This is a genomic window from Pseudomonas sp. NBRC 111130, assembly GCF_001320485.1.
Classification (GTDB): Bacteria; Pseudomonadota; Gammaproteobacteria; order Pseudomonadales; family Pseudomonadaceae; genus Aquipseudomonas; species Aquipseudomonas vlassakiae.
In genome coordinates, this window is the sequence record NZ_BCBG01000058.1 from 1 (window position 1) to 25,548 (window position 25,548).

The 25,548-nt window shown below is 64.2% G+C and carries 23 protein-coding genes; 12 read left to right on the forward strand and 11 right to left on the reverse strand.

Features of this window, described 5'->3' with window-relative positions:
- From scpB to APH33_RS20705, 4 genes are all read right to left on the reverse strand, one after another.
- Positions 1 to 746: SMC-Scp complex subunit ScpB (gene scpB / locus APH33_RS20690; protein ID WP_054886951.1), on the reverse strand; the 746-nt coding region annotated here is incomplete at its 3' end.
- Positions 733 to 1,458 carry a ScpA family protein gene (locus tag APH33_RS20695; RefSeq protein WP_177332433.1) on the reverse strand — a complete coding sequence of 242 codons (726 nt, stop codon included), beginning with the start codon at positions 1,456 to 1,458 and terminating at the stop codon, positions 733 to 735. The genes scpB and APH33_RS20695, both read right to left, overlap by 14 nt.
- 125 nt (positions 1,459 to 1,583) lie before the next feature.
- Complete coding sequence (locus APH33_RS20700) at positions 1,584 to 2,213, reverse strand: L-threonylcarbamoyladenylate synthase (RefSeq protein ID WP_054886972.1); 630 nt, start codon at positions 2,211 to 2,213, stop codon at positions 1,584 to 1,586.
- Positions 2,214 to 2,226: 13 nt separating this feature from the next.
- A complete protein-coding gene (locus APH33_RS20705; RefSeq protein WP_054886953.1) occupies positions 2,227 to 3,087 on the reverse strand; it encodes a PHP domain-containing protein in 861 nt (286 codons plus the stop codon).
- Positions 3,088 to 3,154: 67 nt separating this feature from the next.
- Here APH33_RS20705 and APH33_RS20710 point away from each other — a divergent pair, with 67 nt between their 5' ends.
- The 5 genes from APH33_RS20710 to APH33_RS20730 all read left to right on the forward strand — a co-directional run bounded on the left by APH33_RS20710 (position 3,155) and on the right by APH33_RS20730 (position 6,798).
- Positions 3,155 to 3,748 carry a septation protein A gene (locus tag APH33_RS20710; RefSeq protein ID WP_054886954.1) on the forward strand — a complete coding sequence of 198 codons (594 nt, stop codon included), beginning with the start codon at positions 3,155 to 3,157 and terminating at the stop codon, positions 3,746 to 3,748.
- 1 nt (position 3,749) lies between these two features.
- Positions 3,750 to 4,049 carry a YciI family protein gene (locus tag APH33_RS20715; protein WP_008091826.1) on the forward strand — a complete coding sequence of 100 codons (300 nt, stop codon included), beginning with the start codon at positions 3,750 to 3,752 and terminating at the stop codon, positions 4,047 to 4,049.
- A 132-nt stretch (positions 4,050 to 4,181) separates the two neighbouring features.
- The gene (locus APH33_RS20720; RefSeq protein ID WP_054886955.1) at positions 4,182 to 4,859 is read left to right on the forward strand and encodes a response regulator transcription factor; all 678 of its coding nucleotides are present in this window, start codon (positions 4,182 to 4,184) and stop codon (positions 4,857 to 4,859) included.
- Positions 4,860 to 4,983: 124 nt separating this feature from the next.
- A complete protein-coding gene (locus APH33_RS20725; RefSeq protein WP_054886956.1) occupies positions 4,984 to 5,400 on the forward strand; it encodes a Spy/CpxP family protein refolding chaperone in 417 nt (138 codons plus the stop codon).
- A 60-nt stretch (positions 5,401 to 5,460) separates the two neighbouring features.
- Positions 5,461 to 6,798, forward strand: coding sequence for a HAMP domain-containing sensor histidine kinase (locus APH33_RS20730; RefSeq protein WP_054886957.1), 1,338 nt, complete (start codon positions 5,461 to 5,463; stop codon positions 6,796 to 6,798).
- Positions 6,799 to 6,915: 117 nt separating this feature from the next.
- Here the strand turns inward: APH33_RS20730 and APH33_RS20735 are convergent, their stop codons facing one another.
- Complete coding sequence (locus tag APH33_RS20735) at positions 6,916 to 7,473, reverse strand: nitroreductase family protein (protein WP_054886958.1); 558 nt, start codon at positions 7,471 to 7,473, stop codon at positions 6,916 to 6,918.
- 102 nt (positions 7,474 to 7,575) lie between these two features.
- On the opposite strand from APH33_RS20735, the gene APH33_RS20740 reads away from it, so the two are divergent.
- Positions 7,576 to 9,030, forward strand: coding sequence for a TrkH family potassium uptake protein (locus APH33_RS20740; RefSeq protein WP_054886959.1), 1,455 nt, complete (start codon positions 7,576 to 7,578; stop codon positions 9,028 to 9,030).
- Here APH33_RS20740 and APH33_RS20745 read toward each other — a convergent pair.
- Entirely contained in the window at positions 8,987 to 10,048 is a 1,062-nt protein-coding gene (locus APH33_RS20745; RefSeq protein ID WP_054886960.1) for an AraC family transcriptional regulator, read from the reverse strand. The genes APH33_RS20740 and APH33_RS20745 overlap by 44 nt on opposite strands.
- Positions 10,049 to 10,202: 154 nt before the next feature.
- Here APH33_RS20745 and APH33_RS20750 point away from each other — a divergent pair, with 154 nt between their 5' ends.
- Positions 10,203 to 10,514 carry a DUF962 domain-containing protein gene (locus tag APH33_RS20750; protein WP_054886961.1) on the forward strand — a complete coding sequence of 104 codons (312 nt, stop codon included), beginning with the start codon at positions 10,203 to 10,205 and terminating at the stop codon, positions 10,512 to 10,514.
- 18 nt (positions 10,515 to 10,532) lie between these two features.
- On the opposite strand, the gene APH33_RS20755 is transcribed toward APH33_RS20750, so the two are convergent.
- Positions 10,533 to 11,345, reverse strand: a complete 813-nt coding sequence (locus APH33_RS20755) for a UDP-2,3-diacylglucosamine diphosphatase (protein WP_054886962.1) — start codon at positions 11,343 to 11,345, stop codon at positions 10,533 to 10,535.
- A gap of 125 nt (positions 11,346 to 11,470) precedes the next feature.
- On the opposite strand from APH33_RS20755, the gene APH33_RS20760 reads away from it, so the two are divergent.
- Together APH33_RS20760 and APH33_RS20765 are read left to right on the forward strand one after the other, a co-directional pair.
- Positions 11,471 to 12,235, forward strand: a complete 765-nt coding sequence (locus APH33_RS20760; protein ID WP_054886963.1) for an AraC family transcriptional regulator — start codon at positions 11,471 to 11,473, stop codon at positions 12,233 to 12,235.
- A gap of 179 nt (positions 12,236 to 12,414) precedes the next feature.
- On the forward strand, positions 12,415 to 13,305 hold the full coding sequence (locus tag APH33_RS20765) for a DMT family transporter (RefSeq protein WP_054886964.1): 891 nt from the start codon (positions 12,415 to 12,417) through the stop codon (positions 13,303 to 13,305).
- Here APH33_RS20765 and APH33_RS20770 read toward each other — a convergent pair whose 3' ends face one another.
- Entirely contained in the window at positions 13,306 to 13,587 is a 282-nt protein-coding gene (locus APH33_RS20770; RefSeq protein WP_054886965.1) for a SelT/SelW/SelH family protein, read from the reverse strand.
- A gap of 67 nt (positions 13,588 to 13,654) precedes the next feature.
- Between APH33_RS20770 and APH33_RS20775 the strand changes: the two genes are divergently transcribed.
- Positions 13,655 to 15,841, forward strand: coding sequence for a patatin-like phospholipase family protein (locus APH33_RS20775; RefSeq protein ID WP_054886966.1), 2,187 nt, complete (start codon positions 13,655 to 13,657; stop codon positions 15,839 to 15,841).
- Positions 15,842 to 15,958: 117 nt separating this feature from the next.
- Here the strand turns inward: APH33_RS20775 and APH33_RS20780 are convergent, their stop codons facing one another.
- Together APH33_RS20780 and recQ are read right to left on the reverse strand one after the other, a co-directional pair.
- Positions 15,959 to 16,396: a MarR family transcriptional regulator gene (locus APH33_RS20780; protein WP_054886967.1), complete on the reverse strand. Its 438-nt coding sequence runs from the start codon at positions 16,394 to 16,396 to the stop codon at positions 15,959 to 15,961.
- A gap of 138 nt (positions 16,397 to 16,534) precedes the next feature.
- On the reverse strand, positions 16,535 to 18,679 hold the full coding sequence (gene recQ / locus APH33_RS20785) for a DNA helicase RecQ (RefSeq protein ID WP_054886968.1): 2,145 nt from the start codon (positions 18,677 to 18,679) through the stop codon (positions 16,535 to 16,537).
- Between the two features lie 246 nt (positions 18,680 to 18,925).
- Here recQ and APH33_RS20790 point away from each other — a divergent pair, with 246 nt between their 5' ends.
- Both APH33_RS20790 and APH33_RS20795 read left to right on the forward strand, forming a co-directional pair.
- Complete coding sequence (locus APH33_RS20790) at positions 18,926 to 19,513, forward strand: YecA family protein (protein ID WP_054886969.1); 588 nt, start codon at positions 18,926 to 18,928, stop codon at positions 19,511 to 19,513.
- Positions 19,514 to 19,520: 7 nt separating this feature from the next.
- Positions 19,521 to 19,886: a YbaN family protein gene (locus tag APH33_RS20795; RefSeq protein ID WP_054886970.1), complete on the forward strand. Its 366-nt coding sequence runs from the start codon at positions 19,521 to 19,523 to the stop codon at positions 19,884 to 19,886.
- Between the two features lie 44 nt (positions 19,887 to 19,930).
- Here the strand turns inward: APH33_RS20795 and APH33_RS20800 are convergent.
- Positions 19,931 to 25,548: Ig-like domain-containing protein (locus APH33_RS20800; RefSeq protein ID WP_082433674.1), on the reverse strand; the 5,618-nt coding region annotated here is incomplete at its 5' end.

The window sequence follows — 25,548 nt, forward strand, 5'->3', positions numbered from 1 at the left end:
TCCCCCGAGGCCTCAGGCTCTTCCTCGCGCAGGTCGTCGAAGTCGGTCTTCAGCCCCTCCTCCATGGCATCGAGCTCCACCAGTAAACTGCGGAAACTGGTCTCTTCCCTGGGCTCAACCTGCACCTCTTCGTCACCCAGGCTGGCATCGGCCAGGGCCTGTATGTGCGCCGGCACCGGGGCATCATCCGGATCAAGCACCGGTTGAGGTTCCATCTCGCGCAGTTCGGCCAGCGCTGGCAGCTCGTCCAGGCTCTTGAGATTGAAGTGATCGAGAAATGCCTTGGTGGTGGCGAACATCGCCGGGCGCCCGGGTACCTCGCGGTAGCCGACCACGCGAATCCACTCGCGCTCCATCAGCGTCTTGATGATGTTGCTGTTGACCGCAACACCCCGCACATCCTCGATCTCGCCACGGGTGATCGGCTGGCGGTAGGCGATCAGCGCCATGGTTTCGAGCAACGCACGGGAATATCGCTGCGGGCGTTCTTCCCACAGCCTTCCGACCCAGGGCGCGAAGTCTTCACGAATCTGCAGGCGGTAACCGGTGGCCACCTCCTTGAGCTCGAACGCCCGCCCGGCGCAGGACTTGGCGAGCACTTCCAGGGCCTTCTTGAACACCTTCGGCTCGGGGCGCTCGGCCTCCTCGAACAGCTCGTAGAGGCGTTCGAGGGACTGCGGCTTGCCCGAAGCGAGCAGGAAGGCTTCGATCAGCGACGCCAGGTCGCGGGGTTCATTCAGGTTCATCAGGTTCTTCGACAGACTCGGGACGCAGCCGCACATGGATCGGCGCAAAGGGCGCATTCTGCACCAGTTCGACCAGCGATTCCTTCACCAGCTCGAGGATCGCCATGAAGGTCACCACCACGCCAAGCTTACCCTCGTCTGAGGAGAACAGCTCGGCAAACGGCACGAAAGCGCCACCTTTGAGGCGCTCCAGTACATCACTCATGCGCTCGCGGGTGGACAGCGTCTCGCGAGTGATCTGGTGGCTCTCGAACAGATCGTTGCGGCGCATGACTTCGGCCATGGACACCAGCAGCTCTTCCAGGCTGACCTGCGGCAGCAGCTTGCGCACCTTGGCCTGGGGGGCCTTCAGACGCGGCACGATGACCTCACGGCCCACCCGCGGCAACTCGTCGATGCCTTCGGCGGCAGCCTTGAAGCGCTCGTACTCCTGCAGGCGGCGGATCAGCTCGGCGCGCGGGTCGCCCTCCTCTTCCTCGACCTCGGCCGAGCGCGGCAACAGCATGCGCGACTTGATTTCGGCGAGCATCGCGGCCATGACCAGGTACTCGGCGGCCAGCTCCAGGCGCACGCTCTTCATCAGCTCGACATAGCCCATGTACTGGCGTGTGATCTCCGCCACGGGAATGTCGAGGATGTCGATGTTCTGCTTGCGGATCAGGTACAGCAGCAGGTCCAGCGGCCCCTCGAAGGCTTCGAGGATGACCTCCAGGGCATCCGGCGGGATGTACAGGTCCACCGGCATTTCGGTGAGTGCTTCGCCGTAGACCAGCGCCAGTTGCAACTGCTGGGGCGAAGCGGCCTGCTCGGCCGGCGCCTCGGCTACTTCCACCTGACTCACACGTTGACCATGAACGGCGTGGGGTCGCCGCAGCCTTCGCGGATCAGCTCAGGTTCGTCGCCGGACAGGTCGATGATGGTCGAGGCCTTGAGGTCGCCAAAGCCGCCGTCGATGACCAGGTCCACATGGTGCTCCAGGCGCTCGCGGATCTCGTAGGGATCGGTCATCGGTTCGGTGTCGCCCGGCAGGATAAGGCTCACGCTCATCAGCGGCTCGCCCAGCTCGGCCAACAGCGCCAGGGTGATGCCGTGGTCAGGCACGCGCAGGCCGATGGTGCGGCGCTTTTCATGCAGCAGCAGGCGCGGCACTTCGCGGGTACCGTTGAGAATGAAGGTGTAGGGCCCGGGCACATGGGCCTTGAGCAGGCGGAAGGTGCCGGTGTCGACCTTGGCGTACAGCCCCAGTTGCGACATGTCGCAGCACATCAGGGTGAAGTTGTGGGTCTTGTCCAGGCCGCGCAGGCGGCGCACGCGCTCGATCGCCGCCTTGTCGCCGATCTGGCAGCCCAGGGCATAGGCCGAGTCGGTCGGGTAGACCACCACGCCGCCCTTGCGGATGATCTCCACCGCCTGGCGGATCAGGCGCGGTTGTGGGTTCTCCGGATGAATCTGGAAAAATTGGCTCACAAAGTCGTCCTGTTCATAGCGCCATAGGCTGTTCATGGCTGAATCGACGCCACAGAGGTGGCAAGTCCTCGGGCAATGGCCGGTAGGCACCGATCTCGCCCCAGGTGCCGGGGCCGTGGAAATCGCTGCCAGCGCTTGCCAGCAGGCCGAACTCACGGGTGAGGATGGACATCGTGCCCACCTGCTCGGCCGGCATCATCCCGTTGACCACTTCAAGCGCCTGCCCGCCTGCCTGAATATAGTCGGCAATCAGGCGCCTGCGCTTGCTGCGGGTCAGATCGTAATGCATGGGATGCGCAAGGCTCACCCAGGCGTTGGACTGGCGCAGGGTGGCGACAGTTTCATCGAGCGTCGGCCAGTGCTGCTTGACATCGCCCAGCTTGCCGGCCCCGAGCCACTTGCGGAAGGCCTCGGCGCGGTCCTTGACATGGCCGGCGCGCACCAGGAATTCGGCAAAGTGAGGCCGCGCCGGGGCGTTGCCGCTGTCGCCCAGCTCCTGCTGCACGGCCCGTGCGCCGTCGAGGGCGCCTGGCATGCCCTTGGCTGCCAACCGTTTGTCGATTTCCTCGGCGCGCAACCAGCGGCCGCGATGCAAGGCCTCGATGGCCTGGAGCAAGGGCGGCGCTTCGAGCGGGAAATTGTAGCCCAGCACGTGAATGGTCGCGCCACCCCAGGTGCACGACAGCTCAACGCCGCTGACCCAGTGCATGCCACGCGCGTGGCAGGCCTGGCGCGCCTCGGCCAGCCCTTCGAGGGTATCGTGGTCGGTCAGTGCCAGCGTTTGCACCCCGTGCTCATGGGCCCGGGCGACCAGGTCCGTAGGCGACAGGGCGCCGTCGGAGGCCGTGCTGTGACAGTGCAGATCAACATTCATGGAGGAGCGCTTTCGCTGGAATCGATGTTTGTTATTATGCCGTCACATCCCGATCCTGGCTGCCATTGTGAAACAATTCATCGATTTCATCCCGCTGCTGCTCTTCTTCATCGTCTACAAGCTCGACCCGCGCCCGGTGGAAGTCGCCGGTCACAACTTCGAATTCGGCGGCATCTACAGCGCCACGGCGATGCTGATCATCAGCTCGCTGGTGGTTTACGGTGCACTGTTCCTGCGCCAGCGCAAACTGGAAAAGGGCCAGTGGCTGACCTTGATCGCCTGCCTGGTGTTCGGTGGCCTGACCCTGACCTTTCACAGCGAAACCTTCCTCAAGTGGAAGGCGCCGGTGGTCAACTGGCTGTTTGCCCTGGGCTTCGCCGGTAGTCACTTCATCGGCGACCGGGTGCTGATCAAGCGCATCATGGGCCACGCCTTGACCCTGCCCGATGCCATCTGGTCGCGCCTGAACGTGGCCTGGGTCGCCTTCTTCGTGTTCTGCGGCGCCGCCAACCTGTTCGTTGCCTTTACCTTCCAGAACTTCTGGGTCGACTTCAAGGTGTTCGGCAGCCTGGGCATGACAGTGCTCTTCCTGGTGGCGCAGGGTGTGTACCTGTCGCGTCACCTGCACGACGACCCCTCCACCTCCAAACCCAAGGATTGACATGCTCTACGCCATCATCGCCAGCGACGTCGCGAACTCCCTGGAAAAACGCCTGGCCGCGCGCCCGGCGCACATCGAGCGCCTGCAGCAGCTCAAGGCCGAAGGCCGCGTGGTACTGGCCGGCCCGCACCCGGCCATCGACAGCAACGACCCGGGTGAAGCCGGCTTCAGCGGCAGCCTGATCGTCGCCGAGTTCGACTCCCTGGCCGCCGCCCAGGCCTGGGCCGATGCCGACCCGTACATCGCCGCGGGCGTGTACGACAAGGTCATCGTCAAGCCGTTCAAGCAAGTCCTGCCTTGAGCTGCCACCGCGTCGCCGATCAAGCCGGCGACGCGGTCTCCCCCGCTCGAATTGCACGCTCGCCCCCAGTCTGCGGTATCTTTGCCACTGGCGGACACAGAAGACGCCGTCAATGGTTGAATTGAGTGAGTCATGAGCGAGCTGTTACTGATTGATGATGACCAGGAACTCTGCGAGCTGCTCGGCAGCTGGCTGACCCAGGAAGGGTTTGCGGTACGCGCCTGCCACGATGGCTTGAGCGCGCGCCAGGCCTTGGCCGAGCATGCCCCGGCGGCCGTGGTGCTGGATGTGATGCTGCCCGACGGCAGCGGCCTGGAGCTGCTCAAGCAACTGCGCAGCGAACATGCCGAACTGCCGGTGCTGATGCTGTCGGCCCGTGGCGAACCGCTGGACCGCATCCTCGGCCTGGAACTGGGCGCCGACGATTACCTGGCCAAGCCCTGCGACCCCCGAGAGCTCACCGCGCGCCTGCGCGCCGTGCTGCGCCGCAGCCACCCCACCGCCACCACCACCCAGCTGGAAATCGGTGACCTGGCGTTCAGCCCGGTGCGCGGCGTGGTCAGCATCGATGGCCGCGACATGAGCCTGACCCTGTCCGAAAGCCGCATCCTCGAAGCGCTGCTGCGCCAACCGGGCGAGCCGCTGGACAAGCAGGAACTGGCGCAGATCGCACTGGGGCGCAAGCTGACCCTGTATGACCGCAGCCTGGACATGCATGTCAGTAACCTGCGCAAGAAGATCGGCCCGCATGCCGATGGGCGGGCGCGGATCGTCGCGCTGCGTAGCCGCGGTTACTATTACTGCCTGTAAGCCTGCATGGGGCCGCCCGCGCCCCATCTTTACCCTGCCTTTACCGTGAGCTGACTGCGCTTGACCTTGATCTCCCTAGACTGAGCTCATCCGGTAACCACCGGCCCATGACAGGAGAGACACCATGCGCAAGACCCTTATCGCCCTGATGTTCGCCGCCGCCCTGCCGACCGTGGCCATGGCCATGCCTGACGGCGGCCCGCGTCACGACGGCCCGCATCATCGCGGTGATGCGCCTTTCGCCCAACTGGACCTGAGCCGCGACCAGCGCCAGCAGATCGGCAAGTTGATGGGCGAGCAGATGCACAACCGCCGCGAAATCACCGAGCGCTACCTGAACAAGCTGCCAGCCGCCGAGCAGAAGGCCATGAAAGACGAACTCAAGGCCAGCCATGACAAGACCGACAGCCAAGTCCGCGCGCTGCTCAAGCCTGACCAGCAGAAGAAGTTCGATGAACTGCAGAAGGAACGCGAAGCACGCAAGGCTGAATGGAAGGAATTCCAGGCCTGGAAAGCTGAAAAGGCTGGCAAGGCCCAGTAAGCTGTCAACCCGATGCCCGGCCCGCCCTCAAGCGGGCCGGGCTTTTCCCGTTTTCAGGAGGTGCTCTTGCGTTCTCTGTTCTGGCGCATCCTGGCCAGTTTCTGGCTGGCTATAACCCTGGTCGCGGGCCTGTCGATCCTGCTCGGCCACGTGCTTAACCAGGACGCCTGGATCCTCAGCCGTCACCCGGGCCTCAAGACCATGGCCAGCGATTGGGCCAAGCACTATGAGCAGGAAGGCCTGGAATCTGCCCAGGCCTTTTTGGAACGACGCAAGGAGCGCTACAAGATCGATGTGCAGGTGCTCGACGACAGCGGCGATGCCGTGGTGCCGGGTACCTTCCCGCGCCGCGCTGCGGCGTTCGAGGCGCGCCAGCACAATGACGAGCGCCACCTGCCGTGGCGGCGCCTGACCGAGGAATACACCAGCCCCGAAACCGGCAACACCTACCTGCTGATCTACCGCATCCCGCACCCGGAGCTGGACGCCTGGCACCGCGAGAGCCTGCTCTGGCCGTTGAGTGCGCTGGGCATCGCCTTGGTGGTGCTGACCTTGTTCAGCCTGCTGGTGACCTTGTCGATCACCCGCCCCCTGAACCGCCTGCGCGGCGCCGTGCACGACCTTGGCCAGGCCAGCTACCAACAGAACAGCCTGGCCCGCCTGGCCGCCCGGCGTGACGAGTTCGGCGTGCTGGCCAAAGACTTCAACAAGATGGGCGCGCGCCTGCAGAGCCTGATCGGCAGCCAGCGCCAACTGCTGCGTGACGTGTCCCACGAGCTGCGCTCGCCACTGGCGCGCCTGCGCATCGCCCTGGCCCTGGCCGAGCGCGCCGAAACCGAACAGCGCCAGGCCTTGTGGCCACGCCTGACCCGTGAATGCGACCGCCTGGAAGACCTGATCAGCGAAATCCTGACGCTGGCCCGGGTCGATGCCGAGCAGGCCCACGCCGAGCCTGTCGACCTCAACGCCTTGCTCGGCAGCGTGCGCAAGGACGCTCAGCTCAGCGCACCGGAGCAGGAGGTGAAACTGGAGGCGCAGCCGGGGCTGACGCTGCAAGGCTGGCCGACGCTGATCGAGCGTGCCGTGGACAACCTGGTGCGCAATGCCCTGCGCTTCAACCCGGAGGGCCAACCGATCGAGATCAGTGCGCAGCGCGAGCAGGACAAGATCGTGCTGAGCGTGCGCGACCATGGGCCAGGGGCGGCGCCGGAGCATCTGGCGCAGTTGGGTGAGCCGTTCTTCCGGGCGCCGGGGCAGGAGGCGGCGGGGCATGGCCTGGGGCTGGCCATTGCGCGCAAGGCGGCCGAGCGGCACGGCGGGAGTCTAGTGCTGGAGAATCACCCGCAGGGTGGGTTCGTGGCCCGGTTGGAGTTGCCTGAGAACATTGCTGCCAACTGACAGAATGCCGGGGCTGCTTTGCAGCCCTTTCGCGACACAAGGCCGCTCCTACAGGGGATCGCGCTACCTGTAGGAGCGGCCTTGTGTCGCGAAAGGGCCGCAAAGCGGCCCCCTACGTTATTCGCCCCAGCCGCTGACGTAATCGGCGGTTTCCAGAATCGGCGCCGTGCGCGGCTCGGCCATCGGCGTGCCGACATACAGGTAGCCGATCAGCTCCTCGTTCTCCGCCAGCCCCAAGCCCTTGTGCACATGCGCATCGAAGGCCATGTCGCCGGTACGCCACACCGCACCGATCCCCTGGGCATGCGCCGCAATCAGGATGCCATGGGCCGCGCAACCGGCCGCCAGGCGCTGCTCGGACTTGGGCACCTTGAAGTGATCCTGCAGCTTGGCGATCACCACGATCAGCAACGGCGCACGCAGCGGCATCGCGCGTGCCTTGTCCAGCGCAGCCTGGCTGGCGTCGCCCTTGTGCTGCAACGCTTCGGCAAACAGTTCACCGAGCTTGTCGCGGCCCTGGCCCTCGATGGTCAGAAAGCGCCACGGCCGCAGCTGGCCGTGGTCCGGTGCGCGCAAGGCGGCCTGGAACAGCGCCTCACGCTGGGCCTCGTTGGGCGCAGGGTCGGTCAGGCGTGGCACGGAAACACGGTTGAGCAATGCGTCGAGAGCCTCCATCGGCTACCCTCCTGGCAGGTAAATGTGCGGCCATTCTAGCGTTTACATCACCAGACCCATAGGTAGAATGGCGCCCTTCCGTTTCGAGTCAGAGCAGATCACATGGCGTTGCCGACCTTAAGGATCATTGGTTTCATCATCGGCATCTTCCTGATCACCCTGGCAGTCAGCATGGTCGTGCCCATGGCGACCCTGGTGGTGTTCGAACGCACCGGCGACATGCCGTCGTTCCTCTGGTCGAGCCTGATCACCTTCATCGCCGGCCTGGCCATGGTGCTGCAGGGGCGCCCCGAGCACGTCCACCTGCGCCCGCGCGACATGTACCTGCTCACCGTCAGCAGTTGGGTGGTGGTGTGCGTCTTCGCCGCACTGCCCTTTCTGCTGACCCAGCACATCAGCTACACCGACGCCTTCTTCGAGAGCATGTCCGGCATCACCGCAACCGGCGCCACGGTGCTCAGCGGGCTGGACAGCATGTCGCCGGGCATCCTGATGTGGCGCTCGATGCTGCACTGGCTCGGTGGCATCGGCTTCATCGCCATGGCGGTGGCGATCCTGCCGCTGCTGCGCATCGGTGGCATGCGCCTGTTCCAGACCGAATCGTCGGACCGTTCGGAAAAGGTCATGCCGCGCTCGCACATGGTCGCCAAATCGATCGTCGGCGTGTACGTCGGCTTCTCCATCTTTGGCGCACTGGCCTTCTGGTGGGCCGGCATGAGCCCGTTCGATGCCATCAACCACGCCATGTCAGCGATCTCCACTGGCGGTTTCTCCACCTCTGACCAGTCCCTGGCCAAGTGGGACATCCCCGCCGTGCACTGGGTCGCGGTGGTGGTAATGATCCTCGGCAGCCTGCCCTTCACGCTGTATGTGGCAACCCTGCGCGGCAACCGCAAGGCGCTGATACGCGACCAGCAGGTGCAGGGTTTGCTGGGCATGCTGGTGGTGACCTGGCTCGTGCTCGGCACCTGGTACTGGCACACCACCAACCTGCACTGGCTCGATGCCCTGCGCCACGTGGCACTGAACGTGACCTCGGTGGTCACCACCACTGGCTTCGCGCTGGGCGACTACAGCCTGTGGGGCAACTTCTCGCTGATGCTGTTCTTCTACCTGGGCTTCGTCGGTGGCTGCTCCGGCTCGACGGCCGGTGGCATCAAGATCTTCCGTTTCCAGGTCGCCTACATCCTGCTCAAGGCCAGCCTCAACCAGCTGATCCACCCGCGCGCGGTGATCAAGCAGAAATACAATGGCCATCGCCTGGACGAAGAGATCGTCCGCTCGATCCTGACCTTTTCGTTCTTCTTCGCCATCACCATCTGCGTAATGGCGCTGCTGCTGTCATTGCTGGGCGTGGACTGGATGACCGCGCTGACCGGTGCCGCCGGAACGGTGTCGGGCGTTGGCCCGGGCCTGGGCGAAGTGGTCGGTCCTTCGGGCAACTACTCGACGCTGCCGGATGCCGCCAAGTGGATTCTCGCTACCGGTATGCTGCTGGGCCGCCTGGAGATCATCACCGTGCTGGTGTTGTGCATGCCGGCGTTCTGGCGTCATTGACCTCGGCAGGCTCCGCGCCCAGCCGGGCGCGGTATTCGCTGGGGGTCTCATCGAACCAGCGGCGGAATGCCCGGTAGAAGTTGCTCGGGTCGGCAAAGCCCAGCAGGTAGGCGGTTTCCAGCAGGGTCATGCCTGGCTGGGCCAGATACTGTTCGGCGAGTTCACGACGGGTATCGTCGAGCAACGCCTGGAAACTGGTGCCCTCTTCCTGCAAACGACGCTGCAGGGTGCGCTGGGACAGGTGCAGGGCCTGGGCCAGGGTTTCACGCTTGGGTTCGCCCTGGGGCAGGATACGGCACAGCACCTGGCGCACCCTATGGGTCACGCGGCTTTCGGAAAAACGCGCCAGGTATTCGCCAGCAAAGCGGTCATGCAGGATGGCCATGGCTTCGTTGGCAGTTGGCAACGGCGCTTCCATGTCGGCCCGTTCGAATATTAGGGCATCGTGCGGAGCGCCGAATACCAGCGGGGAATGAAAGGCCACCTTGTACGGCTCGATATCCTTCGGCTGCGGCCCTTGCACCAGCACCCGCCGCGGCTGCACCGGCCGGCCACTGAGCCATTTGCACAAGGCCAGCGCGCAGGCCAGTGACGCTTCGGCGCTGTGGCGGGTGGGGGGCAGGTGATCACCATGCACGGTCAGAATCAGCGAATAGCCTTCAGGGCCAAGGGTGAAACTCAGGTCGGAGCTTTCGGCAATGATGCGTTGGTAACGCACCAGCCGCCCGAAGCCTTCGGCCAGTGTGCGGCTGGACATCAGCGCGTAACCCACCACATGGAACGAAGCCGGGCGCACCACCCGCGCCATGTTCAGGCCAATCGCCTCGTTGCCCGAAAGTTCGACCGCGAGCTGCCAGAGGCGGGTCATGGCGTCCTGCGGAAAACGTGCATCCGGATCGTCGAGTGCGGCGAAATCCAACCCCAGCTGCTTGAACATCGCCGGGCAATCGAGCCCTTCGAGCTCCAGCGCCTTCACAATCCCTGATGCCCAGCTGGCTGACGTGGTTCTCTCGCTCATGGCAGGCTTCTTGTGCTGACCGCTTCATGCGGTGACCTCAAGGATACTCATTTGGCGCCTATTGTCACTGGCCGGCCCCGCCAATGACTCTAGACTCGATTCAGGCTCCACGCCGTGTATCCTGTCCAGAAGTGATAATCCCGGAGCACTGCCCATGACCCGCACAGCGCAGTTTCGCAGTTTTGCCGAGTTCTATCCCTATTACCTGGGCGAGCACAGCAACCCCACCTGCCGGCGCCTGCACTTCGTCGGCACCAGCCTGGTGATTGCCTTGCTGGCCTACACCCTTGGCAGTGGCAAGTGGTTGTTGCTGCTGGCGGTACCGATCTGCGGCTACGGCTTCGCCTGGGTGGGGCATTTCTTTTTCGAGAAGAACCGGCCGGCGACCTTCAGTCACCCCTGGTACAGCCTGGTTGGCGACTTCGCCATGTTCCGCGACATCCTGCTCGGCAGGATCAGCCTCTAGCCTGGGGGCGCAGCCGGCTCATGCCGGCTCGCGCACCGCAGCAGCTTCCGCGGCCAGCCGCGCCTGGGCGTCGGCCAGCCGATACAACGCGATGCTGCCATCCCAATGCTCGATCAGCGCCGTGCACGATTCCACCCAATCGCCGCAGTTGAGGTACTCCACCTCCCCCACCTGGCGGATCTCGGCATGGTGGATATGCCCGCACACCACCCCGTGAAAACCGCGACGGGTGCATTCATGGGCAATCGCATCCTCGAAGTCGCTGATGAAGTTCACCGCCCCCTTGACCTTGTGCTTCAGGTACGCCGACAGCGACCAGTAGCCATACCCATAGCGGGCACGCCAATGGTTGAGCCAGCGGTTGAGCACCAGGGTGAACTCGTAGGCACGGTCGCCAAGAAAAGCCAGCCAGCGGTGATAGCGGGTGATCACGTCGAACTGGTCGCCATGCACCACCAGCAGGCGACGGCCATCGGCGGTCAGGTGCTCGGCCTCGTCCACCAGCTGGATGTTGCCCAGCATCAGCTTCGAGTAACGGCGCAGGAATTCGTCATGGTTGCCGGTGACGTAGATCACCTCGGTGCCGCGCTTGCTCATGGTCAGCAAGCGGCGGATCACATTGGTATGGGCTTGCGGCCAATAGATGCCGCTGCGCAGCTTCCAGCCATCGATGATATCGCCTACCAGGTAGATACGGTCGGCCTGGTAACCCTTGAGGAACTGCGACAGGTGTTCGGCCTGGCAGTCTCGCGTGCCCAGGTGCACATCGGATATCCACAGCGTGCGCACGCGCTGCTTGCGTGACGGGCGAGAAAGTTCGACATGGGTCATGGCAGGCTCCGGCGCTGTTTGCTGGAGACTGGCAGGCACAGATGACAGGTTGGTGGCAGGGATGTGACGAGTGATGGTCTGCCAGGAATGCGGCACAATGGCGGGCAGCCCCACGAGGAAACCCCATGGCCGGCCCGATACTTTCCATGCGTCATTACCGCGATGAGCTGATCGCCCACAGTCACGAACACCCGCAGCTGGTGTTCGGCCTGCACGGTCGCCTGGACTTCGAGGTGCAGGGCCACAGCGCCAAGGTCGCCCGCCAGGGGCTGGTGGTGGTGCCCGCTGGCGCCCATCACACGTGCGGCAGTGACGTCGGCAGCGATTGCCTGGTGCTGGATGTACCGGACGAACGCTGGCTGCACGAGCAGTTGGGGGCGCATGCCGATGCCAGCCGGCGCCTGCTCGACCAGCCTGGCGCACGAGGGCTGAACGAGCGCCAGCAGCAACTGGTGGACTGGCTGGCGGCGAGCCCCATGGACGACCCGCTGATCGCCCGGCAAGGCGCGGTACTGTTGTTGGCCAGCCTCAATCCCAGCGCTTCGGCCATCGTCACGCCCAGCCATCGCCTGCCCTACGCCGCATTCGATGTGCATATCGAACAGCACGCAGCGTACCCCTTGCAGGTGGCCGACCTGGCGCGCATCGCCGGCTTGTCCAGTACCCGGCTGCATGCCCGGTTCAGCGCCGAATGTGGCATGACGCCAATGGACTACATTCGCCAGCGACGTCTGCTCAAGGCCAGGCGGCTGGTCACGCAGACCTTGCTGCCGATGGGGGAGATTGCGGCGCAGGTGGGGTACAGCTCGCAGAGTGCATTTTCGGCGGCGATGCTGCGGGCGTTTGGTTGCTCGCCGCTGGCGCTGCGGCGAGCGCCTGGCGACAACTGACAGCAGGATGGCGACAGAACATGTTGGCCTGTAGCTTTACACTTTGCGGCACCGGCCCTTTCGCGGGTAAACCCGCTCCCACAGGGATCTTGCAGAACCTGAAACCAGTGCAGTACTTGTGGGAGCGGGTTTACCCGCGAAGAGGCCAGCAAAGCCAGTAAAGAATCAAAGGACTTGCAATGAACCACCGCACTGCCCTCGGCGCCCTGCACATCGGCGCGCTGTTCTTCGGCCTGACCGGGGTGTTTGGCAAATTGGCCACCAGTGCCAGCCCGACGATCATCGTCTTCGGCCGCGCCGCCTTTGCCGTGCTGGCCCTGGCATTGTTCGCCAGCCTCACCGGCCCCGGCTGGCGGCGCCTGAGTGGCCATGACATGCGCCGCCTGCTGCTCGGCGGCGTGCTGCTGGCAGGGCACTGGGTCAGCTTCTTCATCGCCGTGAAGGTCGGCGGCGTGGCCATCGCCACCCTGGGTTTCGCCAGCTTCCCGGCGTTCACCGTGATCCTCGAAGGCCTGCTGTTCCGCGAGCGCATCCGCCGCAACGAAGGTGCGCTGGTGGTGCTGGTCAGCATCGGCCTGATACTGGTCACCCCACAGTTCGACCTGGCCAGCCAGGCCACCGGTGGCCTGCTCTGGGCCTTGCTCTCCGGTTTGTTGTTCTCGCTGCTGTCACTGACCAACCGCGCCGGCTCCGGCCGTTTGCCGGCCGTGCAGGCAGCGCTGTGGCAAAACCTGGTGGTCGGCCTGTGCCTGCTGCCTTTCGCCGGCCCAGGCTTGAGCCACGTGGAACGCATGGACTGGTTGTGGATCGCCCTGCTCGGAATCTTCTGCACCGGCGTCGCCCACAGCCTGTTCGTGGCCAGCCTGGGGGTGATCAAGGCGCGCACCGCCGCCGTGGTCTTTGCCATGGAACCGGTCTACGGCATCGCCGTGGCCTGGGCGGTGTTCGCCGAAACGCCAACCCTGCGCATGCTGCTGGGCGGCATGCTGATCATTTTCGCCATCGTGCTGTCGAGCCGCATGGCCGCCGAGCAGCCGCCGCGGCACAAGGTCGCGGCCGAGGGCGCCTGATCAGCGATCGTTGTGGCCCAGGTCGCGCTGCGGGTCGATCTGGTCGCGCACGCGCTGCTTCAGCACCTTGGCCTCGGGGAAGCCCCCGTCGGCCTTGCGCTCCCAGATCTGCACGCCATTGCAGGTGATGCGGAAGATGCCGCCGGTGCCGGGCTCCAGCGCTACCCGGCCAAGGTCGTCGCTGAAGGTGCTGAGCAGTTCCTGGGCCAGCCAGGCGGCGCGCAGCAGCCATTGGCATTGCGTGCAATAAGTGATGACGATTTCCGGCTTGTTGTCGGCCATGCTGAAGCATCTCCAGGTGAGGGGCCGCTTATACTAGCGGTCTTTAGCCTTCGGTTTGAGACTCACGATGCTCCGCCTGCTGCTCTGCTTTTTGCTGACGCTCACCACCCTCACCGTATTCGCCGCCGAGCCAGCCCGCCCCAAGGTCGGCCTGGTGCTGTCTGGCGGCGCGGCCCGTGGCCTGGCTCATATTGGCGTGCTCAAGGCACTGGAGGAACAGGGCGTGCGCATCGACGCCATCGCCGGTACCAGTATGGGCGCGGTGGTGGGCGGGCTGTATGCCTCCGGCTACAGCGTCGAAGAACTGGAGAAACTCGCCACCACGCTGGACTGGCAACAGGCGCTCTCCGATGCGCCACCCCGCAAGGACGTGCCGTTCCGGCGCAAGCAGGATGACCGCGACTTCCTGGTCAAGCAGAAGCTGAGTTTTCGCGACGACGGCAGCCTCGGCCTGCCGCTGGGGGTGATCCAGGGCCAGAACCTGGCGCTGCTGCTGGAAAGCAAGCTGGCCCACACTGCCGACACCCGCGACTTCGACAAGCTGCCAATCCCCTTCCGCGCCGTGGCCACCGACATCGCCAGCGGCGAAAAGGTGGTGTTCCGCCGCGGCCACCTGCCGCAGGTGATTCGCGCCAGCATGTCGATCCCGGCGGTATTCGCCCCGGTCGAACTCGACGGTCGCCTGCTGGTGGATGGCGGCATGGTCGACAACATCCCGCTCGACGTGGCCCGGGAAATGGGCGTCGACCTGGCCATCGTGGTCGACATCGGCACCCCGCTGCGCGACCGCAAGCAACTGGCCACGGTGGTCGACGTGCTCAACCAGTCGATCACCCTCATGACCCGGCGCAACTCGGAGGAGCAGCTGGCCAGCCTGCACCGCGACGACATCCTCATACAGCCGCAGCTGGCGGCCTTTGGCGTCACCGATTTCGGCCGTGCCCACGACATGATCGACGCCGGCTACCGCGCGACTCGCCTGCTCGACACGCGCCTGGCCGCGTTGCGCCAACCGGAGCATGACGCCAGCCTGGCCGTGGCCCGCTCACCAGGCCAGCGCACACCGGTGATCACCGCGATCAGGATAGAGAACGACTCGAAAGTCAGCGATGACGTGATCCGTTACTACATCCGCCAACCCATCGGCGAGCCCCTGGCGCTCGACCGCCTGCAGACCGACATGGGCACCCTGTATGGCCTGGACTACTTCGACCGGGTGCAGTACCGCGTGGTGCACAAGGGCGATGACAACACCCTGGTGATCAATGCCCGTGGCAAGCGCGGCGGCACCGACTACCTGCGCCTGGGCCTGAACCTGTCCGACGACCTGCGCGGTGACAGTGCCTTCAACCTCGGTGCCAGCTACCGCATGAACGGCATCAACCGCTTGGGCGCGGAGTGGCTGACACGCGCCCAGATCGGCGACCAGCAGGAGCTTTACAGTGAGTTCTACCAGCCGCTGGACGTAGGCTCGCGCTACTTCGTCGCGCCTTACCTGGACCTTGGCTCGCAGAACATCGAAGCGACCCTGGACAACGACCCGATCGCCGAGTACCGCCTCGAGCGCTACGGTTTCGGCCTCAATGTGGGCCGCCAGATCGGCACCTCCGGCGAGGTGCGCCTGGGTGTCGGCAAGGCCTGGGGCGAGGCCGAAGTGCGTATCGGCGATCAGGACCTGCCCAGCGTCAGCTTCAACGAAGGCTTCTACGAGCTGAAGTATTCGTTCGACACCCTCGACAATGTGTACTTCCCGCACCGTGGCGAGGACATCGGCCTGACCTTCCGCAAGTACGACAAGTCGCTGGATTCGGACGAGAACTACCGGCAGTGGCTGCTGAACCTGGACAAGGCATTCAGCATTGGCCCGAACACCTTCGTGCTGGGTGGCCGCTATGGACGCACACTGGACTCAACGGAGGTGGTGACGTCGAGCTTCGTGCTGGGTGGTGCGAGGGAGCTATCGGGCTTCCGCCAGGACTCGGTGTCAGGGCAGAACGTCAGCCTGCTGCGGATGGTGTACTACCGGCGCCTGACACCGCGCGCCTATCTGCCGCTGGACTTCCCGCTGTACATCGGTGGGTCGCTTGAGCGTGGGCGGGCGTGGAACAATGACAATGAGTTCGACAGCGGCTACATCAATGCGGCGAGCATCTTCTTGGGGCTGGAGACGCCGCTCGGGCCGTTGAACCTGAGTTATGGGGCCAATACGGCGAATGAGCAGGCGGTGTACCTGAACCTGGGGCACACCTTCTAGATGGCCGGGGCCGCTTTGCGGCCCTTTCGCGACACGAGGCCGCTCCTACAGAAACATGCGATCCCCTGTAGGAGCGGCCTCGTGTCGCGAAAGGGCTGCGAAGCAGCCCCAGAAAACTCAGGATTTTTCGAGGTTGGCGAGGATCTTGGCATGCACCCGCATGCACACTTCCAGATCGGCCTCGTCCACGCCGGTGAACAGCTCCAGGCGCAGGGCATTGGCAATGGTCTCGATCTGCTCGATCAGCGGTTTGGCCGGTGGGCACAGCAGGATCTTCTTCGCCCGCCGGTCCTCCAGCACCGCCTGGCGACGCACCAGCCCCTGGCTTTCCAGGCTGTCGAGCAGCCGCGCCAGGGTCGGGCCTTCGACGCCCACGCTCTGCGCCAGCTCACGCTGGGTGGGCGCTTGTTCGAAGCGAGCGAGGTGCAACAACACCAGCCAGCGGGCCTGGGACAGGTTGAGCCCGGCCAGGCGGCGGTCCAGCTCGGCACGCCAGCCGCGGGACATCTGCGCCAGCTGCATGCCGAAGCGGTGTTGGTTGTCGGTCAGGGGCATAAGCAACTCATAGACTAGAACTAATTATTAGTCAGCTAACCATGCTCCGGAGCATCAGGCAAGGCTGCCCGCCGCGGAAACTTCTGATAATCGTCAAAAAGGATGACAAACATCAGCAGTTGACGGAAATGCCGCCCTTTAAAGCTCGAACTCCGCTGCCAGCGCCGCACGCACGCAGTACAGCACGCCTTCCGGCACCCGTGCGCCGAACAACGGGGCAATCGCCGATACCGGCGGCAGCTCGCCTTCGCCGTCGAGGAAGGCGTCCTGCACCTCCATCATCAGGTCTTCCGGCAAGTCCAGCGCCTGCTCCAGGCTCAGCTCCTGGCGGCCAAGGGCCTCGGCCAGCAGGCTGTAGACGTTCTTCTCGCTGCAGTTGAGCTGCCCGGCGATCTGCGCCGGGGTCATGCCGGCGCGCGCCAGGCTGACCAGTTCGTGGCGCAGGTCGAGCACCACCTTCGGCGCCTCTTCGGTGCCACCAGCGCCGTTGAGCACTTCGAGGAAGGCCTGGCCATAGCGCTCCAGCTTGCGCGCACCGACGCCGCTGACCTGTGCCATGTCGCTGAGGCTGGTCGGCTGGCTGCGGAGCATTTCCAGCAGGGTGGAATCGGGGAAAATGACGTAGGGTGGCACGCTGTGCTCTTCGGCCAGCTTGCGCCGCAGGGTGCGCAGCGCCTCCCACAGTTCGCGCTCCTCGGTGCGCACCAGCTGGCTGGCCGGGCTGCCGCCGCTGGTCGACGTCTTGGCCACGGTCTGTGGCTTGAGGTCGCGGCGCAGCTGCAGGTTAACCTCGCCGCGCAGCAGCGGCCGGCAGCTGTCGGACAGGCGCAAGCCACCGTAGCCTTCCAGGTCGATGTCGACCAGGCCGCGTGCCACCAGCTGACGGAACAACGAACGCCATTCGGCTTCGGCCAGGCCCTTGCCGACCCCGAACACCGAAAGCTTCTCATGGCCGAAATTGCGTACTTTCTCGGTGTCCTTGCCCAGCAGCACATCGACCAGATGGCCGACGCCGTAGCGCTGGCCGGTGCGGAACACGGCCGACAACGCCTGGCGGGCCGGCTCGGTGGCGTCCCAGGTCTGGATCTGGTCGACGCAGTTGTCGCAGTGGCCACAGGGTTGTTCGAGGGTTTCGTCGAAATAGGCCAGCAGTGCCTGGCGGCGGCAGCGGGTTTCTTCGCACAGGGCCAGCATGGCGTCGAGCTTGTGCTGTTCGATGCGCTTGTGGCGCTCGTCACCCTCGGAGTTCTGCAGCATCTGCTTGAGCATCACCATGTCCTGCAGGCCGTAGGCCATCCAGGCATCCGATGGCAGACCGTCGCGGCCGGCGCGGCCGGTTTCCTGGTAATAGGCCTCGAGCGACTTGGGCAAGTCGAGGTGAGCAACGAAGCGTACGTTGGGCTTGTCGATACCCATGCCGAAGGCAATGGTGGCGACCATGATCAGCCCTTCCTCGTTGAGGAAGCGATGCTGGTTGGCGGCGCGCGTCTCGGCGGCAAGGCCGGCGTGGTAGGGCAACGCCGGGAAACCCTGCTCGCAGAGGAACGCTGCGGTTTCATCGACCTTCTTGCGCGACAGGCAGTAGACGATGCCGGCGTTGCCTCGCCGCTCACCGAGGAAGGCCATCAACTGCTTGCGTGGCGCCTCCTTGGGCACGATGCGGTAGAAGATGTTCGGCCGGTCGAAGCTCGACAGGAAGCGCTCGGCGCCCTGCAGGTGCAGGCGCTGGACGATCTCCTCGCGGGTCCGCATGTCGGCGGTGGCGGTCAGGGCGATGCGCGGCACATGGGGGAACAGTTCGGCCAGTTGCCCGAGCTGCAGGTACTCCGGGCGGAAGTCATGGCCCCATTGCGAGACGCAGTGGGCTTCATCGATGGCGAACAGCGAAATGTCGAGGCCGCGCAGGAAGTCGAGCATGCGCGGCTGCACCAGGCGCTCCGGCGCCAGGTAGAGCATCTTCACTTCGCCACGGCGCAGGCGCCCGGCCAGGTCCCGCTGCTGCTCCGGGCTCAGGGTGGAGTTGAGCGCCGCGGCGGCGACACCGAGTTCGTCGAGGGTGGCGACCTGGTCGTCCATCAGCGCGATCAGCGGCGACACCACCACCGTCAGGCCCGGGCGCAACAAGCCAGGCACCTGGAAGCACAGGGACTTGCCGCCGCCGGTGGGCATCAGCACCAAGGCATCGCCGCCATTGGCCACGCATTCGATGATCGCTGCCTGGCGCCCACGGAAACTGTCGTAACCGAAGATATCCTTGAGAACGCGCTGAGCCTGTTCGAGCATGTGCAACTCCACAAATCGCCGTACCATCCTGGACACAGGCTGGACGATAAACCCGCTCCGCACACGCCAAAAGCGTAAGCGGCTTTTGCCAGATGGCCGGGGAAAACCCGGCCCTGGATGAAAAACGGCGGAGTATACCGTAGTGACGGCCCGCACAGGATGCCCGGTGACAGACGTTCCCTTTGCCCCGCTGCCGCCGCAAGGTGCTAGAATTCACTATCGTTTATTCCCCAAGGTAGCCCTGTAATGTCCTTCGCCGAGCAACTGACCCGCCTGCAAGCCTTCCTCGACGCCGATGAGCTGCACGAAGAAGCGCTGGACTACGTCGCCGCACACGGCTACCTGACCGCGCTGTCGATCTGCTCCGAGGACGTCCCCGAGCGTGAATGGATCGACGCGCTGTTTGCCGAAGAGCCCCATTACGCCAGCGATGCCCAGCGCACCGAGATCGAAGCGACGCTGGTGGCCCTCAAAGGCCACATCGCCCGCCAGCTGGCCAGCGACGAGGAATTCGACCTGCCCTGCGACCTGGACCTGACCGACGAGCCGGACGATTCCGACCTGCGTGGCTGGTGCATCGGCTTCATGGAGGGCGTGTTCCTGCGCGAAGAGGCCTGGTTCGAGGACGCCGAGGAAGAAGTCAGCGAGATGCTGCTGCCGATCATGGTCGGTTCCGGCCTGTTCGACGAACAGCCTGAGTTCGCCGACATCGCCAGCAATGCCAACTTGCAGGACGACATGATCGTGCAAATCCCGGAAGCGCTGAGCGCGCTGTTCCTGCTGCTGCACGCTCCAGACGAAAAGCCGGCGCTGCTCAAGCCACGTCACCACTGAGTCGGCCGTGCGCTACCTGCTGCTGGCCATCGGCTGGCTCAGTGTTGCGCTGGGGGTGCTGGGGATCTTCCTGCCGGTGTTGCCCACCACACCGTTCCTGCTGCTGGCGGCGGCCTGCTTCGCCCGCAGCTCGCCGCGCTTTCACGATTGGCTGGTCAACCACCCCAAGCTGGGACCGTGGATCCGTGACTACCTGAGCGGCGAAGGCATACCGCTCAAGGGCAAGGTCTACGCCATCGGCCTGATGTGGGCGAGCATCGGCCTGTCCTGTTACCTGGTGCCGCTGTTCTGGGCCAGGGCGTTCATGCTCACCAGTGCGGTGCTGGTGAGCCTGTATATCCTCAAGCAAAAGACCTTGCGCCGGCCGGGCTGAGCCCTGCTACCGCCTGTGCCCGCGAAGAGGCCGGCACAGGCAAATTAGACCGTATCCACCTTCAACGAATGATCATTGATCATCCCGTTGATGATGGTCGCAGTATCCTGCCCTGCCGAAATCACTCCGCCCGCCCCCGCGGTCACCCCGTAATGCTGGGCCAGGTCGACCCCTGCCAGGTCGATGGTCTGGGTCGGCGCCGCCCCTGCCACACTGCTCACTTCGATGGTCGAGACCACGCTGGTACCGCTGCCGCTGACCTTGAAGTGCAGGTAGTCATCCAGCGAGGCCGCCGTGGCATTCTCACCCTGCAGCAGTTGCGACAGGTCCAGGTGGTCGCTGCCCGGGGTGAAGTCGGTCACCGTGTCATGCCCAGTGTCGCCCTTCTGCCAGACGAAGGCGTCGTTGCCGTTGCCTCCGGTCATGATGTCGTCGCCTGGCCCGCCGATGAGGATGTCATTGCCATCGCCACCCTTGAGCACATCATTGCCCAGGCCACCGTTGAGCAGGTTGTCGCCGGCATCACCGATCAGGGTGTCGTTGTGGTCGGAGCCGATCAGGTTCTCGATGCCGGTCAAGGTATCGATGCCAGCGGCACCGGTATCCTGCGGGCCAATATGGCTCAGGTCGACCGTCACCCCTCCAGTGGCCGAGGCATAACTGACGGTGTCGTTGCCCGCCCCGCCGTCGAGCAGGTCGTTGCCAAGGCCGCCGATCAACAGGTCATTGCCATTGCCGCCGTGCAGGGTGTCATTGCCCGAACCACCTACCAGCACATCATGGCCGTCACCACCATCGAGGAGGGTGTCGACGTTGCTTGCCATCAATACATCATTGCCTGCCGTTCCGTTCAGGGTAGTGCCGGCGTGGTAGGTGATATCCACCGCACCCACCGTACTGCCGCCATGGCCATCGCTGACCGTGTAACTGGCCTGATGTACTTCGTTCTCGGCATTGCTGTAGTCGACCACCAGGCTCAGCTTGTAGTTTTCGGCGGCCTTGCTGTAGTCCGACGGGTTGGCCTGATTGACCACATGGATGCTGTACACGCCGTCATGGCTGGCAGTGAAGCTGCCTCCATCGGCGATGGGCTGGTAGCTGCCATTGGCATCCTTCCACTCCAGGCTCAGGTTGCCGTCGGGGCGATCATGGTCCAACTGCAGGGTTTCGCCCTTGCGCAGGCTGACGGTGATCACGTCCTCGCCATTGGCGTTGCTGCTGCTGATGTTGCCGAGGTAGCCGAGCACCACGAGCGCCGCGGTCATGCTGCCGGCGGCAGTGGTGAACGCACTGCGGTCCAGGGCCTTGAACTGGTTGTCGAGGGTATCGCCCTGGCCATCGAAGGTGATGGCAGGCACGCCATTGCCGAGCGTGAAGCCGGCTCCCTTGTCGGCAAAGTGGGTGTTGACGGTGATCGGCTCCGCGTTCAAGTGGTCGTTGTCCAGATCACTGTCATTGGCCAGCAGCACTTCGGACGGCAAGGTGATGCTGGAACCGGTGATGTTGGTGATGACATGGTCGGCCACCGCCACCGGTGCATGGTTGCCATTGATCATTATCAGCAGGTCAGCACTGCTGGTATCGCCGTCATTGTCGCTGACCATGAAGCCGATACGCTCGGGCGGGCTGCTGTCATTGCCATTGGGTGGCGTGTAGGTGAACTCGCCAGTGTCCATGTTCACCAGCAGGCTGCCGCCCAGGCTGGTCTTGATGGTGAGGGTGTTGCCCGTGGTGTCGAAGCTGGCGTTGTCGGCGCCACCGCTGGCCAGGTAACCGCCCTGCCCCGCGTTGGCTTTCGGGTCATAGGTGTAGGTGGTGCCGTCCACCAGCAGGGCCTTGATGAAGCCGCCATCGGCACCGAAGGTGCCATCGCTTAGCAGGCTGCCGGTAATCGGCGAACCTTGTACGGTGCCCGACAGCACGCCATAAAGTTGGTTGAAGTCGTTGACGATCACCGCGTTGGTGTCGGTATGGCTGTTGCCGTCATAGGCCAACGGGTTCAGGTTGCCCGCATTGACGTCCTGGCCCAGGCCAATGGCGTAGGATTTGATGCCATTGCTGTCGAGGAACGTCTCCCAGCTGGTTTGGCGGGGCGCGGTCATGGCATGCCCGGAGCTGGGCTCGCCATCGGAGAAGAAGTAGCTGACATTCTGTGCACCGGCCAGCTTGCCATTCTGGGCAAAGGCCGTCTGGGCAGCGGTGGCCGCGCTGTCGTAGTAGGTCGAACCGCCAGCATGCAAGCCGCTGACGATCGACTTGGCGACCTCGATGCTGACCCACTCCGCCGACTGAATGTGCGCCCCACCGCTGAAGGTGACGACCTGCACCTTGATGTCGCCCATGCCGTCGTACTTGTCGAGCAGCGCAGCGATGGCGTGTTTGGCCGCGTCCAGGCGGGTCAGGCCGGGTATGCCGGAAGCAGAATCCATGCTGCCGGACACATCGATCACCAACAGGATGTTGGAATCCAGCTTCCCTGGGGTGATGCTGCGTTCGGCGCAGACCGCATTGGGTACGTCGTCGACAATGGTGATGGCGATGTTGCTGGTGACGCTGTGGCCCAGCGCGTCGGTGGCCTTGTAGGTGAAGTAGTCGACTGCCGAATCGGCACCCGGGGTATTGGCCGGCGAAGTCAGCGTGTAGGTGTAGCTGCCATCAGGGTTGACGCTGATCTGCCCGTACTGGCCGACAGCGTTGCCCACCAGGCTGTAGGTCAGCGCCCCCACGCCACCGGAAACCGACCCAACCAGCGAGCCGGATGCGGTTTCGCCGGTCGATGTCGGATCGCTGCCAACGGTGGTGCCCGCAGCCAGGTCGTTGCCATCCTTGTGCAGGTCGAGGGCTTTCTCGTACACCGTGACATCACGGTCCCCGCAGGCCACGAGGCTGGCATCGTGCACGTTGATGGTGATCGTCGTGGTGCTTTCGTCACCGTCGGCATCGCGAATGGTGTAGACGAAGGTGTCAACGGCATCCCGTGGCGACACCGCGTCCGGGTTGGAGTGGTAAACCGCGTTGCCCTTTTCATCGAGGGTCAGGTAGCCATACTGGCCATTGACCTGGGTGTTCAGCTGGCCGATGGCCGAGGTACTGGTGTCGTTACCGGCACGCACGCCAACCACGTAGTTGCCATCGCTGCGCACATCGGCCCCGACCACGTCGTTGTACATCACATTACCGCGCACCTCGTCACCCTTGTACACGCTGACAAAATCGCAATGGGCTTGGGGCACGTCGTCGACGATGGAGATGACGATGGTGCTGGTGGCCGAATGGCCATAGGCGTCCTGGACCTGGTAGGTAAAGGACTCCGTCACGGTGTTGGCGCCGTCGTTGGCATGGGTCGGCGAGTTGGCCGGTGAGGTCAGGGTATAGGTGTAGCTGCCGTCGGCATTCAGGTGAAGCTGGCCGTACTGCCCGACAGCATTACTGACCAGGCTGTAGGACAACGCGCCTAAACCACCACTGGCCAATCCGACCAAGCTGCCAGACGCGGTTTCGAGAGGTGATGTCGGGTCGCTGCCGGTAACGGTACCTGCGGCGAGATCGCTGCCGACCTTGCTCAAGTCCAGCGCTTTTTCGAACACCGTGACGCCACCGTCCCTGCACACTTCGATACGCGGGTCATGCACGTTGATGGTGACCGTCGTGGTGCTTTCGTCACCGTCGGCATCGCGAATGGTGTAAACGAAAGTGTCCACTGCATCACGCGGCGACACCACGTCCGGGTTGGAGTGGTAAACCGCATTGCCCTTTTCATCGAGGGTCAGGTAGCCGTACTGGCCATTCACCTGGGTGTTCAGCTGGCCGATGGCCGAAGTGGATGTGTCGCTGCCAGCGCGCACACCGACCACATAGTTGCCATCGCTGCGCACATCAGCCCCGACCACATCGTTGTACATCACGTTGCCGCGCACCTCGTCGCCCTTGTACACGCTGGTGTAATCGCTGTGGGCTTGCGGCACGTCGTCGACGATGGTGATGACAATGGTGCTGGTGGTTGAATTGCCGACCGCGTCTTTCACCTGGTAGGTGAAGGTTTCGGTCACGCTGTTGGGGCCGTCATTGGTGTGGGTCGGCGAGTTGGCCGGTGAGGTCAGGGTGTAGGTGTAGGAGCCGTCGGCGTTCAGGTGAAGCTGACCGTACTGGCCCGTGGCATCGCTCACCAGGCTGTAGGTCAACGCACCGACACCGCCGCTGGCAGAGCCGACCAGAGTGCCGGAGGCGGTTTCGCGGCTCGAGTCCGGGTCGCTGCCGATGACACTACCGGCGGCCAGGTCGTTGCCGTCCTTGTGCAGGTCCAGGGCGTTTTCGTACACCGTGACATCACGGTCCTCGCAGGCCATCAGCGAATTGTGGACATTGATGGTGATCGTCGTGGTGCTTTCATCGCCGTCGGCATCGCGAATGGTGTAGACGAAGGTGTCCACTGCATCACGCGGCGACACCACGTCCGGGTTGGAGTGGTAAACCGCATTGCCCTTTTCATCAAGGGTCAGGTAGCCGTACTGGCCATTCACCTGGGTGTTCAGCTGGCCGATGGCCGAAGTGGATGTGTCGCTGCCGGCGCGCACGCCGACCACATAGTTACCATCAGTGCGCACATCGGCACCGACCACATCGTTGTACATAACATTGCCGCGCACCACGTCGCCCTTGTACACACTGGTGTAATCGCTGTGGGCTTGCGGCACGTCGTCGACGATGGTGATGACAATGGTGCTGGTGGTTGAATTGCCGACCGCGTCTTTCACCTGGTAGGTGAAGGTTTCGGTCACGCTGTTGGGGCCGTCATTGGTGTGGATCGGCGAGTTGGCCGGTGAGGTCAGGGTGTAGGTGTAGGAGCCGTCGGCGTTCAGGTGAAGCTGACCGTACTGGCCCATGGCATCGCCCACCAGGCTGTAGGTCAACGCACCGACACCGCCGCTGGCAGAGCCTGCCAAGCTGCCGGAAGCAGTTTCACGAGTCGAGTCCGGGTCGCTGCCGGTAACGCTGCCTGCGGCCAGGTCACCGCCATCCTGATGGGTATCCAGAGCGCTCTCGTGGACCGTTACCCCGCCCACGGGGCCGGCAACGAGCGAGCAGTCCTGCACATTGATCGTGATGGTCGTGGTGCTCTCGTCACCGTCAGTGTCGCGAATGGTGTAGACGAAAACGTCGCTGGCGCCTTGCGGCAGCACCGCATTCGGGTTGGCGTGATAGACCGCATTACCCGCCGCATCAATGGTCAAGGTGCCGTACTGGCCCAGGATCTCGGTGTTGAGATTGCCGATGGCCGATGTCGACGTATCGGAGCCGGCACGCGCACCGATCACGACATTGCTGGTGCCCGCCTGGTCCGCACCCAGTTTGTCGTTCCACAAGACATTGCCTGTGGCTGTCCCGCCTTCAACCACGCTGGTGCTATCCGCGCTCGCCTGCGGCACGTCATCGACGATGTTGACATCCAGGCTGCCGGTGGCGGTGCTGCCATCGACATCCTTGGCGACCACGTCGAAGTGTTCGCTGAGGCTGTTGGCACCGGCACCGTTGGGGTGGCTGCCGTTGTCGGTCAAGGTGTAGCTGTAGCTCACCACCCCGGTGGCAGAGTTGTAACCGGTGATGGTCAGGGTGTTGCCTTGCGCCGTGACCAGCGATTGCGGGAAGCCGACGGCCACGCCGC

What these genes read in the sequence shown, in the direction of transcription:
- APH33_RS20705 (WP_054886953.1), bottom strand. Translation starts at nt 3,087, where the DNA reads ATGAATGTTGATCTGCACTGTCACAGCACGGCCTCCGACGGCGCCCTG.
- APH33_RS20715 (WP_008091826.1), top strand. Translation starts at nt 3,750, where the DNA reads ATGCTCTACGCCATCATCGCCAGCGACGTCGCGAACTCCCTGGAAAAA.
- APH33_RS20720 (WP_054886955.1), top strand. Translation starts at nt 4,182, where the DNA reads ATGAGCGAGCTGTTACTGATTGATGATGACCAGGAACTCTGCGAGCTG.
- APH33_RS20725 (WP_054886956.1), top strand. Translation starts at nt 4,984, where the DNA reads ATGCGCAAGACCCTTATCGCCCTGATGTTCGCCGCCGCCCTGCCGACC.
- APH33_RS20735 (WP_054886958.1), bottom strand. Translation starts at nt 7,473, where the DNA reads ATGGAGGCTCTCGACGCATTGCTCAACCGTGTTTCCGTGCCACGCCTG.
- APH33_RS20740 (WP_054886959.1), top strand. Translation starts at nt 7,576, where the DNA reads ATGGCGTTGCCGACCTTAAGGATCATTGGTTTCATCATCGGCATCTTC.
- APH33_RS20745 (WP_054886960.1), bottom strand. Translation starts at nt 10,048, where the DNA reads ATGAGCGAGAGAACCACGTCAGCCAGCTGGGCATCAGGGATTGTGAAG.
- APH33_RS20750 (WP_054886961.1), top strand. Translation starts at nt 10,203, where the DNA reads ATGACCCGCACAGCGCAGTTTCGCAGTTTTGCCGAGTTCTATCCCTAT.
- APH33_RS20755 (WP_054886962.1), bottom strand. Translation starts at nt 11,345, where the DNA reads ATGACCCATGTCGAACTTTCTCGCCCGTCACGCAAGCAGCGCGTGCGC.
- APH33_RS20760 (WP_054886963.1), top strand. Translation starts at nt 11,471, where the DNA reads ATGGCCGGCCCGATACTTTCCATGCGTCATTACCGCGATGAGCTGATC.
- APH33_RS20765 (WP_054886964.1), top strand. Translation starts at nt 12,415, where the DNA reads ATGAACCACCGCACTGCCCTCGGCGCCCTGCACATCGGCGCGCTGTTC.
- APH33_RS20770 (WP_054886965.1), bottom strand. Translation starts at nt 13,587, where the DNA reads ATGGCCGACAACAAGCCGGAAATCGTCATCACTTATTGCACGCAATGC.
- APH33_RS20775 (WP_054886966.1), top strand. Translation starts at nt 13,655, where the DNA reads ATGCTCCGCCTGCTGCTCTGCTTTTTGCTGACGCTCACCACCCTCACC.
- APH33_RS20780 (WP_054886967.1), bottom strand. Translation starts at nt 16,396, where the DNA reads ATGCCCCTGACCGACAACCAACACCGCTTCGGCATGCAGCTGGCGCAG.
- recQ (WP_054886968.1), bottom strand. Translation starts at nt 18,679, where the DNA reads ATGCTCGAACAGGCTCAGCGCGTTCTCAAGGATATCTTCGGTTACGAC.
- APH33_RS20790 (WP_054886969.1), top strand. Translation starts at nt 18,926, where the DNA reads ATGTCCTTCGCCGAGCAACTGACCCGCCTGCAAGCCTTCCTCGACGCC.